Origin of the sequence: Chryseobacterium piperi, from assembly GCF_002285635.2 — a bacterium.
Taxonomy (GTDB): domain Bacteria; phylum Bacteroidota; class Bacteroidia; order Flavobacteriales; family Weeksellaceae; genus Chryseobacterium; species Chryseobacterium piperi.
Window position 1 is genome coordinate 2,399,628 of sequence record NZ_CP023049.2, and the last position, 14,344, is coordinate 2,413,971.

The 14,344-nt window shown below is 33.8% G+C and carries 13 protein-coding genes; all 13 read right to left on the reverse strand.

Annotation, left to right across the window (positions count from 1 at the left end; all coding sequences use genetic code 11):
• Window positions 1–65 precede the first annotated feature (65 nt).
• The 13 genes from CJF12_RS10410 to CJF12_RS10470 all read right to left on the reverse strand — a co-directional run bounded on the left by CJF12_RS10410 (window position 66) and on the right by CJF12_RS10470 (window position 14,294).
• Entirely contained in the window at window positions 66–2,270 is a 2,205-nt protein-coding gene (locus CJF12_RS10410) for a prolyl oligopeptidase family serine peptidase (protein ID WP_034687580.1), read from the reverse strand.
• Window positions 2,271–2,369: 99 nt separating this feature from the next.
• Window positions 2,370–3,212, reverse strand: a complete 843-nt coding sequence (locus CJF12_RS10415) for a thiopeptide-type bacteriocin biosynthesis protein (RefSeq protein ID WP_034687581.1) — start codon at window positions 3,210–3,212, stop codon at window positions 2,370–2,372.
• Window positions 3,213–3,218: 6 nt separating this feature from the next.
• On the reverse strand, window positions 3,219–5,456 hold the full coding sequence (locus CJF12_RS10420) for a lantibiotic dehydratase family protein (protein WP_034687582.1): 2,238 nt from the start codon (window positions 5,454–5,456) through the stop codon (window positions 3,219–3,221).
• Window position 5,457: 1 nt separating this feature from the next.
• On the reverse strand, window positions 5,458–7,662 hold the full coding sequence (locus tag CJF12_RS10425; RefSeq protein WP_034687601.1) for a prolyl oligopeptidase family serine peptidase: 2,205 nt from the start codon (window positions 7,660–7,662) through the stop codon (window positions 5,458–5,460).
• Between the two features lie 98 nt (window positions 7,663–7,760).
• On the reverse strand, window positions 7,761–8,636 hold the full coding sequence (locus CJF12_RS10430; RefSeq protein WP_051887394.1) for a hypothetical protein: 876 nt from the start codon (window positions 8,634–8,636) through the stop codon (window positions 7,761–7,763).
• Window positions 8,636–9,211, reverse strand: coding sequence for a hypothetical protein (locus tag CJF12_RS10435; RefSeq protein ID WP_034687583.1), 576 nt, complete (start codon window positions 9,209–9,211; stop codon window positions 8,636–8,638). Before CJF12_RS10435 ends, CJF12_RS10430 begins: the two co-directional genes overlap by 1 nt.
• A gap of 213 nt (window positions 9,212–9,424) precedes the next feature.
• Window positions 9,425–9,736 (reverse strand): hypothetical protein, encoded by a 312-nt coding sequence (locus CJF12_RS10440; protein WP_034687584.1) that lies wholly within the window; start codon window positions 9,734–9,736, stop codon window positions 9,425–9,427.
• 153 nt (window positions 9,737–9,889) lie between these two features.
• Window positions 9,890–10,183: a hypothetical protein gene (locus CJF12_RS10445; RefSeq protein ID WP_034687585.1), complete on the reverse strand. Its 294-nt coding sequence runs from the start codon at window positions 10,181–10,183 to the stop codon at window positions 9,890–9,892.
• A 62-nt stretch (window positions 10,184–10,245) separates the two neighbouring features.
• Complete coding sequence (locus CJF12_RS10450) at window positions 10,246–11,496, reverse strand: alpha/beta hydrolase (protein ID WP_095591132.1); 1,251 nt, start codon at window positions 11,494–11,496, stop codon at window positions 10,246–10,248.
• Between the two features lie 10 nt (window positions 11,497–11,506).
• The gene (locus CJF12_RS10455; RefSeq protein ID WP_034687589.1) at window positions 11,507–11,920 is read right to left on the reverse strand and encodes a PH domain-containing protein; all 414 of its coding nucleotides are present in this window, start codon (window positions 11,918–11,920) and stop codon (window positions 11,507–11,509) included.
• A 58-nt stretch (window positions 11,921–11,978) separates the two neighbouring features.
• Entirely contained in the window at window positions 11,979–12,920 is a 942-nt protein-coding gene (locus CJF12_RS10460) for a sporulation-delaying protein SdpB family protein (protein ID WP_034687591.1), read from the reverse strand.
• Window positions 12,914–13,480: an SdpA family antimicrobial peptide system protein gene (locus CJF12_RS10465; protein ID WP_034687592.1), complete on the reverse strand. Its 567-nt coding sequence runs from the start codon at window positions 13,478–13,480 to the stop codon at window positions 12,914–12,916. The genes CJF12_RS10460 and CJF12_RS10465 overlap by 7 nt, the downstream gene beginning before the upstream one ends.
• Window positions 13,464–14,294 carry a hypothetical protein gene (locus CJF12_RS10470; protein WP_034687594.1) on the reverse strand — a complete coding sequence of 277 codons (831 nt, stop codon included), beginning with the start codon at window positions 14,292–14,294 and terminating at the stop codon, window positions 13,464–13,466. The genes CJF12_RS10465 and CJF12_RS10470 overlap by 17 nt, the downstream gene beginning before the upstream one ends.
• Between the last annotated feature and the right edge of the window lie 50 nt (window positions 14,295–14,344).

Sequence of the window (14,344 nt, forward strand, 5' to 3'; positions counted from 1 at the left end):
TATAAAAAAGAACTTTTTGAAATTTCAAAAAGTTCTTTTTTATAATAAATAGTTTCAGTCTATTTTTATTCTTTTATTTTTTCTGTGGGCTGATACCCCGGAAGTCCCAGCTGCCACGCTACGAAAGCAAAAATACTTCCCATATTAGCGTAAGCACGTGCAAGATCAGCACCGCCTATATGTCCTCCTTCGTAATCTATTTTTAAAAGTATCGGGTTATCAGAAGCATCATTTGCCATTAATTTGGCCGCAAACTTTGCAGGCATCCATGAAACAACACGACTATCATTGATTCCTGTTGTGATCAAAGTAGCAGGATATTTTTCTCCTTTTTTAATATGATGGAAAGCATCCATTGCTAATAAAGCCTTGAACTCATCCGGTTTTGTTACCGTTCCAAATTCAGGAACATTCCCGGGACCATTAGGAGCGATTTCACCTCTGATAGCATTGGTAGATCCTACATCAACGACCGCAGCCTTAAACAAATCAGGTCTTTCCATAATAGCCATTCCCGAAGTAATACCACCTGCACTACCTCCCCATATCGCTACCTTTTCCTTTGAAGTATAGCCTTCTTTAATCAGGTATTCAGTACAATCTATTAAATCTCTCCAGGTATTGGGTTTCGTCTGTTTGTAACCGGCTTTATGCCAGCTTTCTCCTTTTTCCCCACCACCTCTTACATGGGCAATAGCAAAGATACCTCCTTTCTTAGCCCACATCAGATAGCTCCTGGCAAAGAAAGGGGCAGATAAAATTCCATAACTGCCATATGCCTGTATAAAAACAGGAATATTCCCTGTCTTTTTAAGGTTTTTATCATAAATCAAGGTCAAAGGTACTTCTACTCCATCCCTTGCTTTAATGATTGCTTCTTCAACAACAGCACCGTCAAATTCAGGATAAGCAATCAACGGAACCAGGTTTTCTTCTTCGAATCGGTTCGTTTTTAAATCATATTTTAATCGCCTCGTTTCATTCGCCCATCCTGAACAATAGATCCAGACATCTGAATAGTCCTTTCCTTTAGTCTCTATCGATATACTCCCGACAACAAATGGTAATGGAATAGGAATATCTTTCCCATTTCTGTAAAGATAAAACCGGGCATCAACTCCATTTTTCGTAGTGGTATAATATACCCCATCTTTTGTGACCTCAAAGCTCTTTATCGTCTCCTCTTTTTTCTCCGGAACTAAAATTTCAGGATTTTTGAAATCCGGTTTTTCAAGATTGGTTTTACAAAGTTTAAAATTGGGAGAATTATATCCCGACATAAAATAGACTTCCTTTCCCACAGGTTCTTTATCGTATACTTTGTCTGCCTTATAGTACAGAGGCTTCCAACTTTTAATACCTTTATCAAAATCTTTTCTATCAATAATAAACGTATCAGTAAAAGCATCTACATCACCCAAATTTCCAATAAAATAAGGGTCTCTCTGATTGAACTGTACGATACCCGGAAATCGGCCTTCATCTATATCCAATTCCGGATTATTTACTCTTGAAAAAACATTTTTCCGTTTTTTGGGATCTTCTCCTAATCTATAGAGAGTTACTTCTGTATTTTTTGTGTACTCCGGCGAGTCTGAATCTATCACCGGAAAGTAGGTATAAAAAAAGCTGTTATTATCTTCCAGCCATTTTACCTGTCCCACTGAGGTAGGTTCAAGGTTAGTAATTACCTGGGGATAGATATGTTTTGTTTTAACATCCATAATGATCACTTCAGAAGTTTCTTTTCCATTTTCGGATAAAGAAATAGCAATCTTACTTCCATCCCAGCTTGGACTTAGAAAATTAATCGTGAAATTATGCTTCTGTTTTGATGTGGGATCAAATGAGGAAATAAAAGCAGCCGGATCATATAAAAACTCTTCTTTTCCTTTAAATCCTTTTCTGTAATATAATTTATGAAATTTTTCGTCTCCTGCTTTTTTCAAATAGAAATACAAATCTCCACCTGTTATTTTTAGATTAGATACCTGATACCCGCTTCTTTTGTCAAATTTAAGTCTTTCATCAACAAAATACTTTTTGTAAGGTAGCTTATCCAGTATGCCATCGGCATAATCTGCCTGAGATTTCATCCAGTTTATCGTAGCCGGATCCTGTAGATCTTCCAGGTTTCTGTATTCATCAACTATTTTCGTTCCGAAATATTCATCAGTAACCGGTTTAGAAGGTGCTAAATTCGATTTTTGTGCTTGAACGAAGGCACAAGAAGCAAAATAAGCGAGGACTATAACATATGCTCTTTTCATTTATTTTTTTAACTGGAAATTTGTTTTTTTAATCTTTTATTTGGGATATATTCAATATCGTAAGGCAAAAGTAAATATATCCCATCAGATATCGAAACCCTAATTAGAAAGCCTGTAAGCAATACTCTTATAATATCTCAGCATATAATCATAAACGATCATTTCAAACAATCTTTGATTAGAGATAAACAACCTGTTGATACTCATATGAAAGATACTTTGGAAAAAACTCTGCATCGATAGCCCCAAAGATTGCTCTTGATGATGATTTAGAATACTCTGTAGTACTTCACTACTTTCTTCGATATTAGTGATAATCTCATCCCGTTCTTCTGAAAATTCTTCAGATTCTATAAATTTTAAAAACTTTGGTTTGAATTCTCTATATTTTTTATCCAGCTGGCTATTCAGTTTTTTGTCGGCATTAAACTCATTTTTAAAAGCATTATTGGAATATTTGATCCATTCCAGCCTTTCCTCAATGGTAAGGTGTAGTCTATCCAGCATTGTATCTATATAAAATAGACTGACCATAATTTTTTCTACATCTTCATAATACAGACATTGCAGAACCCATTCACTGTTTTTATGAAATAAGCTTTCAGCATCTTCTATGGTATTCTCACCATATCGTTCAATTTCCTTAGTATAAGTGTCAATTAAAACATTTGATATCTCACCGCTGTCTATATATTTTTTCAGGACCTTGTTAACCTCTTCAAGTACTGTATCATAGTATTCACTTCGGTTGAGCTTCAGTCTAAATCTCAGATGTGGCTTCGGATCATTATAACGAATAAAAAACCACTTAGAAATATAATTTTTCTCTTGAAGTGTTTGTATTAAGGAACTAAAAAGCTCTTCCAAAATAATGTCGGCCATTTTTATACCGGTATATATTTTCAGGTATAACCACTCGCTTCCGGGAATAAATTTTCTCATAGCTTCTTAATTTTCTTTATACATCGGAAAAATAAACTGGTGCATAAAATCACTGTTTTCATTATATAGAAATTCTTCAATAACAATCGATTTCAGATTTTTTATGGTATCAACGAGGACTTTGGCCAGATCATAATTTTCAAGATTAATGGTAAGTTTATTATCCGACTGCACCCATTGTATCCATTGCGGGATGTTTCTTTTTGCTCTCCATATTCTTAATTCTGACAATAGCTCCTCTTTATTATCAGCTTCGTAGCTTTCAAATATTGAAGATTGGGCGATTTCTTTTTCTGTAATTTTCCACCAGGCTTTGGAGAGAATCGCATTTTTATATTCAATTCTAGGCAAAAATTGATATATGTCTTTTAAATCCCCCCAATTAAAATAAAGTCCAGGTCTTTTATTCTGAGAGTGCAAATCACATAGGAAATGATAAACCGGTAAAGAGTTAGCCGAATAATTATGTGCATTACTTAAATACGGCTTGATCTCTTTGTTTAACCGCTTAGATCGTAAAACAATCCTATTATTTTTCAAAGAAATATACAGGTCACTGACAGGTATTTGGTGGTCGTCAGCTAGGACTGATTGGGCAAGGTATGGAATTTCATACTGCCTTAGCATAGGCCTTCTGATCACATTTCCTATTCGTGCTTCGGGCAAATGAATCACCTCAGCCAGGATACAATCAGGGTTCAGCTCTTCTTCTTTTATAGCAATTGTTTTTGTAAGGTTTTGTACTTGTGATTTTTCAGAACAAAATCTTGCAATTAAATTAGCAGCATTGCCTGATCCCAAATCTACTACCAGCTTTTCCTGATTATTTTCTGAAACCATCTCTGCAATAAAAGAAATGGTATCCGGTAAATCATCCCATTTTGCTTCAAAGTCTTTGAAATCTTCATCAAAAAGTTCAATGGAATATTTACGGTCTACCCAATTTTCCTGCAATTTTTCATTTAAAATTTGTTGGAAAGGATTAAGCTGAATTTTTACAGGTTGTTTTTCCTGAGAACCGGGCAGTACTAAGTCTTCTAAATAGGGATGAACTCCCTTGATCGGATGATCCTGTCTGTAACCTAATCCTACCTCGGTATCCAGAACATAAGCTAAAGGCATCTCCTGATTTTCAAATCTCTCCTGGAATGCTTTTTTAAACTTGTCTAAATAAGTTTCTTTTTGGGATAAGGTTATTTTGTTTAAAAATACGATGGTTTCTTTTAATCTTTTTTTCCATTCAGAAGATAAGGTTAATGTATCTCCGAAATAGAGATCGGTCTGAAAAAGATATTTTTGCTCGTATTCAATTTGGGTTTGTCCTTTCGAAATTAAAATCGATTGAATCAACTTTTCAATTTCATGATAATCTGAAGTTGAATTTCCAACATTTAAGTCTAGTTTATTTAAATGCTCTCTGATTAAAACTAAAATCTGGGTTATTTCTTTTTCTCCTATTTTGTTTAAAACAGCAATCAATACTTCTAAAAAATCAATACCTGACACATTAGGCTCCAGCTCGCTTACCAAAACCTGATTGTCTATCAGCTCTTCTACAAATTCTATAGCTTCTTCCTCTGTTATTTCTTCATTAACTAAAATAGCGGCAAGCTGCGAAATGGTTTTGCCTTGTTTTGAAAAATCTAAAATGGACTTTAATTCCTCAGAGAAAGGGGCAGAAGAAATAATATAATCTCTTTTGCCTTCAGCATACTCATATTCTATATACCGAATAGTATCACCAACGGTATAAATACTATTATTGGAATAAAATAACAGTTGATTCTTTATCGTCGGAACATTAGTAAAACAATCGGATAAGCTCACTAAGAAATGCATATCCAGTTTAGTATCTCTAATAATATTATCCTTCAATAATCGCTGTTCTTTAGCGAATGGATTGAATGTTTCCTGAGCAAACCTCCCTAATCCCACTCCGGTAAACAGACCGAAAGGAATGGAGCGTGTGCTCATTCTAATATAGTATTTTAATAGGCTATTTTTTAGCTTTTGTGATTTTTTAGGTAAGTGTTCTTTTTCTGAATTGAGCCAATCCCTGAGTTCTCCATGTAAATATGGAGAAGCAAGATAAATAGCTTCCTGAAAAACAGGATGCGTATATATTTCTTTTAAATCTACATCAGAAATCTCGTCTTTATCTGTATTCTCATGAAATTTACTGCGTGAAAATAGTGGAGTTCGAAAAATATACTCCTCGAAAAATTGATAAGGAATACGTGACATTTTATTTCTTGTTATGTTTTTTAGGTTGGTAATCGGGGTGTCCTAATTGCCAGAAGGCAAATGCAAATATATCGGACACGTTTGCATATCGTTGAACCACCGGAATATCTCCTCCATGTCCTCCCTTATAATCTATATTTAATAAAGAGGGGTTACCAGATGTATTGCTCGCTAATAATTTTGCAGAAAATTTAGCTGACTGCCATGGCGCTACTCTCGGATCATTAATTCCCGCTAATATAAGGGTGGCAGGATATTTTTGTCCTTTCTTAATATGCTGATACGAATCCATTTCCAATAATGCCGGAAATTCCAAAGGAACAACAGGATTTCCATACTCTTTCATACTCGTTTTCTGAATACCATTATTATCAAATCTGATCGTATTCAGTACTCCTGATTCCAAGATGGCCGCTTTGAATAGCTCAGGCTTTTCCGTTATCGCTCTTCCAATAGCGATGCCTCCAGCACTTGCACCCCAAATGGCAATTTTCTTTGATGACGTCAACTTCTGATCTATTACATATTCAGCACAAGCAATCAGATCTTTCCAGGTATTAGGCTTTTTGTCCTTTTGACCATCCATATGCCATTGAACTCCCTTCTCTCCACCTCCTCTTACATGGGCAACTGCAACGACACCACCCTGGGCGGCCCATAATAAATAGCTTCGGGCAAAGAAAGGTACAGCCGATTGTCCAAAGGCTCCATAACAATCTATAAGCAATGGGTTCTTTCCATTCTTTTTAAGATTTTTATTATAAATTAAAGATATTGGAACTTCTGTTCCATCATAAGACTTCACCGAAATTTCTTCTACTATAACATCTTTAAATTCAGGATATTCAATAACAGGTGCAAGATCTTCCGGTTGAAAGGTATTCGTGGAAAGATCATATTTAAAACGTTGTTCCTCATTAGCCCATCCGGAACATGTTACCCATATATCAGAAGAAGATTGTCCTTTTACCTGTAAGTCAACACTCCCTGAAGCATAAGGAAGTTTTATTAAACTATCTTTCCCGTTTTGATATAAATATAATTTTGCTTCCACCCCATTTTTAGTCGTTACATAATAAATACCATCTTTCGTAATGGCATATTGCTTCATAACCTCATCTTTTTTTTCAGGAACCAATATTTCCGGATCTTTAAAAGCTCTCGTAAGAATGTTTGTTTTGCATAGTTTATAATTAGGAGAATTATATCCTGATAAAAAATAAACATCATTTCCGGACAGTTTGATAGAGCTTACTTTACTTTCTTTATCATATAGTGGCTTCCAACTCTTTTTTCCCTGTAATAAATCTTTCTTGTCAATAAAAAACGTTTTTCTAAAGTTTTCCGCATCTACCAATATTCCAATATAGTATTGATCATTAGAATTAAAAGTCAGTACGGCAGGATATTCATCTTTACTGATTTTTAAATCAGGGTTGTTAAGATTTGAAAATACATCATGCAGATCACCCGGATTTTCACCTATTCTATAAAGAATAGACTGGGTATTTTTTCTAAATTCTTTGGATTGTAAATCAACATCCGGATAATAAACATAGAAAAAGCCGTTGTTATCATCCAGCCATTTAATTCCTCCAATATTAGAAGGATTCGTATTGATAATGGTTTGCGGATACACATATTTCTTATCAACATCCATTATAATCACTTCTGATAATTCTTTTCCTCCCTGGGTTAAAGAAATAGCGACCTTACTTCCATCCCAACTAGGACTTATAAGATTGATAACAAAGCTCTTTTTAGAGTCGTCTATTGACTTTTTTGAAGAAATGAAATTTTCCGGATCATAAAGCAATTCTTCTTTTCCATGAGCTCCGTTTTTGTAATACACTTTTGCTTCACCATCCGCAACATTTCTTTTTAAATAAAAATATCGATCATTATTGGTTATTCTTAAATCATAGACAAAGTAACCCTGTCTTTTATCAAACTCTATTCTCTTGTCTGAATAGTAGCTTCTATTCGGTATAGCAGCTAAGACAGAATTGGTATAATCCGACTGAGATTTCATCCAGCTTATGGTAGCCGGATCTTTTAAATCTTCTAAATTTCTATAATCGTCTACTATTTTAGTCCCAAAATAATCATCAGTATCCGGCTTGGAAAGTGCTAAATTTGTTTTTTGTGCATCAATAAAAGTACTAGAAACAAACTGAGCGAAAATAATAAAATGTATTCTTTTCATGTTATTTAACTCACCATACAAAGAAAGGAAATATTCTTTGACATTGACAAGAAAAAAGGCCATAGAAATGGCCTTTTTAAAAGTATATAATGTAGATCTTAATAATTATTGCCCGCCAGCTGTTTTCTGACATCATAGGCTTCCTCATTATTAAAGCTAAACATCAAAGTCAGATTCCATATGATCATGATGGCACTAAAAAAATATAGATTCAGTATAAATGCAATTCCTACATGCATCAGTATCGTTAAATATATCCAGTATTTAGAAGTTTTAGATTGCCATACAAAAAGCGGATAAGCCAGCTCTAAAATAACCGTTAGCAATCCACAAATTGTTAGAAAAATAGGATAATCCCCTAAAAAAGTAATATTATAGTTATTCGTTGCGAATGGAAGGTTGATTGCTTTCCATATATTCTCTCCATTCCACCAGTTCAGCCCGATGATCTTATCAAAGCCTGCAAAAAAGTAGACGATAGAAATATGGATTTGAAATAGCCTTTTAAAAGGCGACAAAGCTAAAGATGATACTTTAGATGGAATAATAATAAGATAAAAAAGAGAAATACTCGTAAAGTAATCAATACCATAGGTATAGTAAACATTACTCTTAGCCAATGCAATTTGTAAAAATAATAAGATGAGTGCAGACATATTCTGTTGATACCCCAATAATAGAATTCCAGCAAATAGTAAAAACGCGATTTTAAAAGATATAATTGTTATGCCGGGATCAATACCCATCTGATCAAAAAACATGATCATTTTAGGAAGGTTAATGACGTAATCCGGTATGTAAATATCAGAAACCCTATATTCAATTACTCCGTCATTGATAGAATATAGATTATTAAAATCAGGTAGTATGGACAGGAAATGAACAATCACCAGCAATGATATTGCAACTCTGAAAAATACCAGCCAAAAGTTATTCTGTTGCTTTGTGAAAAAAAAAGAGAAAATTCTGTCCATTATTTTACGTATTTCATTTCATTCGTTAAATAGAGTTCTGTTTTGTTTTTACCCCGTAAATATTCTTTTAATGTCGGATAATGATAGAGATAAACCTTGAGGTGTATATTGTATTTACCATCGTACTTATTATAAATATATTTTGATATTTCTTTTAGGACGATATCCACATACTGATCAAACATTTTATTCTTTTCATTCGTAAGTTTGTCCAGAAATAGTCTATTCAAAGAAGTAAACCTGATACTCGCCTCTTTTGTATTTAATTTAAATTTCTGAGTATCAAATATTCTTCCGTCCTTATCACAAAGGTCATACATGATAACAAAATCACTTGACACATTAGTTCCAAAAAAGCCATATCCGGTTTCAAAACCGGTATAAGAGTTAAAGACTCTTAAGGGCTTCATTTCATAAAGATGACTAATCGTATTATTTATGGCAGTATTTTTATCATATTCTTTATAATAACTGTAGAAACTATCCAGTGTTGTTTTTACGGCTGACAACAGGACTATACATATTATTGAAAGAGTAATGATTAAATAGACTCTCTTCTGTAAAATTGAATTCATATTTTTTTATAAACATCTTTATAACATAATATTTCCCGAACAATACATCTCTTTCACAAAGAATCTATTATCCGGGAAAGTATAGTAGGTATATCATTGATATTGAAAATAAACGATCATTTTGTTTCCAATTCATACTAATCAAGCTCCCATGAAAGTATGTGTTGAGAACAATACTATTTGCAATACCCGGTTATCCTTGTAAGGTTTTGATTATTTATAAGTATTAATTAGCTTTTCAAGCTTTGTCATCTTTCCGGTTCCTGTACCGGGATCTGACACAATGATTACCTGAGCATTCGTTTCAACTGTAACCTGATTATTTATAGTTCCTGGAAAAGCTGTTGCTGAAGAACCTAGTACAATAGTACTTTTATACCCTCTTAGTTCTTTAACATTCCCAGAATTAGCCTGATTGGTCATTTGAGAATTCAGGTCATCAAGTCTGCTTGAGTTCGCCTGTGTAAATGAAGACCCTACCACTACAGCTAAAGCTGCAGAAAATAAAATTGTACTTTTTTTCATGGTTAATTTAATTTTTATCCGAACCAGAATCTTGATCTCTGTCCGGTATTTTATATATTAATATTATTTAAAAAATTGAAATAAGTATTTTGCAATTCAGCAACCCTCCGGACAAGAATATTTTTATCATTCTGCCCCTTAGATTATTGCAGCCTACTTATAAGTTTTAATTAGTTTTTCAAGCTTTGTTGTCTCTCCTGTACTCGTAGTTGCATTGATCGCATAATTCTTTGTAACAAGCACACCTGCTTCAGCGGTTGCTAAAACTCCATCTATTACAAGGTTTAGATATTGCCTATAGCCCTTTATGTCCTTGGAATAATGAAACTTCCCTTTAGGTGTCGTATTCAAATCCAGATCCTGAAGTTTACTTGAATTGGCTTGTGTGAATGAAGAGCCTACAATCACTGCTAAAACAGCAGAAAATAAAATGGTACTTTTTTTCATGGTTATTTTATTTAATTTTACCTACTTTCAGTTTTTTCGTCGCTGTTTCGGTATTTCCGACATTAATTTAGAATGAAGTTTTTTAGATCTGTTAAAAACAAAGGATCAACATTTCCTTTTATCTCATAATCCTTCGGGGAAGGAATTCCTGAACCGCTAATAAATAAATGGCTTAGGCCGGGATAAAATTTAAACATGGCGGACTTATTATTTTTCAACTGATTCTTCCAAAGTGTAAAGTCTTTTTCCGTTACCTGATAATCTCTTCCCCCTTGTGCAAAAAACATAGGAACTTTTATGGATTGTACAGCTTCGAGCGGTTTATAGTCAACAAGATATTTCCAATATGTAACTGACCACCCCATTGGAAGTTCCTCGTTTGAAGCTTTTAACGTAAATTTATCCGAATTCAAAAACTCTACTTCTTTTTTCATATTATACACATCCCGATCAGAAACTGATGTAGGATCGATTTTATGAAGATATTCAAATTGCTCAACGATCAGGTTTTGTAGTGGTGTTGCATTTCCGGACATGAAAATATATTTCGAAGCACGGGCTCTCTTAGCTATTTCAGGCATCAAATAAGCACCTTGACTGTGTCCTAAAATAATAATCTGGTAATCTTTAAAGTTTTTGTTATTTTTAAAATAGTCCGAAGCATTTACAGCATCATTAATCGTTTCCTGCTCTACCGTCGACTGATCATTAAACGTTTCCGGATTCGAATATGTTCTTTTATCATATCGGTAGGAAGAAATCCCATTATTAAAGAGGTATTCAGCAATATCCTTAAATGGTTTATTTTCACCAATTGTTTCATCTCTGTCCTGAGGACCGGAACCGTGAACAAAAATCACCAGCTTCTTCTGATTGTTCTGAACAGGCTGTAAAAGAGTCCCTTTTAACTCAATACCGTCACTTTTTATATGTAAAGAATTTAAATCATCTTTTTCAAATGTTTTATGCGGAACAAAAAAGAGACCTGATATTTTATTCTCACCATCAAAGCTGATTTGAATATCCAATTTAGATTTTTCAAATTCTGAATAGTAGTAATAAATAGCATTGTCATTATTTACTTCAATCACTTTTCTGAAAGCACCAAGTTGTCCCTGCATTTGTTCAGCAATGGATTTCAGCCCTTCCGTTGAAATCTGACCTGAGACTGTAGCATTAAATAAAGAGTATGCCTTTTCAGCATTTTTTTTAATAAACAACTCTTCAATAAAAGTATTTCCAATAGCTTTTCTGTCTTGTGAAAAAAATAATACTGGCAACAGTATGAAGAGGGTCTTAAATAAATTTTTCATACGGATACAATTAATAGTTACCGTTTACTTTTATTTGTGGATTGAGATTTAGCAGATCGGCAATTAATTCATCATTACTTTCCGGGGCAATATAAATGGTATCATATCGATACTGTATGATCAATCCTTTTTTTGCCAAAGCAGGTTTATTTCCCGCCCACATCGTCTTTCCAACAGTGATTTGGCTTATATCATCAATATTTATGCTTCCCCTCAGAAAGCCTGAGCGATAAAATAACCGATTCCCTTCGATTTTATAGCCGGTATCAAAGTAAATCCACAGCAGCAAATACAAAGGAATAGCTAAAATAAGAGTGTTAAGAATTCTATCATCTTCTGATAAATAACACCCTATTACAGGAATCAAGACAAAAATTATAATGATATATATAAATCCTTTTTTATTAGCCTTATAAACTTTCATATTCTTATTTTTAACTATAACTGGTGATCAAGTCAGTATAAAGACAAGCCGTTTAATATTAATCAGCCGTACTTACTTTTGATCTATTGAATACCAGCATGAGGCGCTTAAAATTTTTAAATCTAAAATCCCGATAGGTAGGATAAAGATATAATATTAAGCCTGCACTAATTGAGAAGAAAAAGGAAAAAATTCCATGAGAGAGGATAATCATAAAATGAAAAACCAATGCTATCGCTAAAACAGTTTTCCGGTATCGCTCACTGGCAAATAAACCTAAAAACAATGATAGCTCCAGAATCAGCACGCCATACGTTAATCCACTTACGAAAAAAGAATCCTTTAAAAAATAATTAATAAAATCCAGATAGGCCGGAACTCCAAAAAGAGAATGATTAAGCCAATAATATAGCGCCGTTCCGTCTACCCATTCATTATTATCAAATTTCCCTACGGCCGCATGAAAATAGATGATCGCAACCTGAAGGCGAATTATATAAATAAAGCATATCGATATCAGATTAGTCACTTTCGCTTCTTCTTTTTTATGTTGCCAATGATTCTTTCTATTATCAAAAAAGCAAACCGGAATTAAAAGAAAAGATAAAATGCTCGCTATCTGATCACCCCCATCAATAATGGCTGCTGAATGGATAAAGCTAAAGGATATCCACCAGTGCAACAGTGAGGTAATCTTAATAAAATAGCCACTGATAACCAATGCCAGACATACAATTGCACAGCACTTCATTAGCATTAAATGATTTTCACCAAACAGATAGAAAAAACTGATTTTACTGGAAAAATCACTCTTAAGAATAGGAGCAATAAAGACTCCGGAAACTTTTTTGATGAAGATCGTGTCAACAGGGTTGATGAGAAGGGTTAGTAATGTTCCTAAAGCCATTAAACTTCTTGAAAATCCTACAACATTGGTATATGGAGAATTCTTTGCAGAAAAAGACCTAAGCTTATTTTCTATATCATTTATTTTCAACATTTCACTTTTAATTTAATAACTCTTGCAGGCATTTTAATTTTCTTTTTGGATTTACTCCAGGCCCACGGTACTATAGAATGATAGACAATTACATAATCCCCACACAAAACAGGAGTTTCTATTGGATTTTTAATTTCGATAAATCTTTTGGGAATTTCTCCCAAAAGATTTTCATTATAATTCCATGTGGTTGCAGAAAAGTTTTTCTTGTCTATAAGATTAGTAAGAACATCTGCCTCAAGGCCCAGCTTTGATACCTTCCGCGATAAACCTATATAATTCTTTATATCGGCATGCCTCTGATCAATTTTCATTAACTTATTGTTCTCTATCCGGTAAATGTAAACCTGTTCCTCTCTTGAATCTCTGGTAAAAAATGCCCATCCTTGAGGAGCATACATTAAAACTTCTTTAACGTAATCAAGATTGGACTGAACCGGGTTAAAGGGGATACTTGAAATAAAAACAATAAAAACTGTACTAAAGCCAAAAAGAGATATAATTACAGAAAAAATGATGTATTTAAAATCTGATAACTTATTCTTACTTTGTTGAAGCATCTGCAATTTCTTGGATAAACATTTCAAATTTCAATAAGTCATTGTCCATCATGCTTATGCTCTTCCCTTTCTTGTAGCTATCCAATTTTGGACCCCATAATGCAGTTTTAAAGTAAACAGCAGCTACAGCAGCGATATTAACAGTTGCACCCACTGTATTATGAACAGCTAACGCAAAATAAGCTGCGCATACTACCGCCCAGCTACAACCTGCTACTTCCATGTCATAGTTATCAGCAAGGAATCTAGCATACTTCTCATTGATCACTTCCATATCTTCCTGAGTAATCTCACGATCTCTTTCATTCAAGCTCTTAATATCCTCATCGTTCTCAAACTTATCAAGAAGAGGTTTAAGCTCTGGTGATATAATCTCAATATTGTTGTATACTTTATCCGAACCTTCAAGGAAAGCATTTTTAATCTGTGCATTATCGCCACTTAGAACCTCTTTTTTAAAGCGCTCAAAAAACTCAGGATTGTCTTTGCTTACACTAGCTGCAAATTGTTCAAATCTGTCATTAAAAATTTTGTGCTGAGCATCCGGTGCTGCAGCGATCGCCTCCCCTATGGCATCATAAGAAGAAATATTTCTTGCAAAATCTCCGTATCCGAAGAATACCGATTTAAACAATTCTTCGCCTGAATACTCCTGAGCACTTCTGGAGGTCATTCCATTAGCTACTTTGCCTACTTTCTCATTGTGATTAGTGCTGTCCATAGCATTTTCAATGTCACTAGAGCAAGATGCTAAAAATAAATTCAATGTTAACAAAACAGAAACTGTTCTCATGTTTGTTCTGATTTTTTTCATGGTAAAAATATATTATTAAATAGTTTTTTTAAGAATCGGGCAAATATATA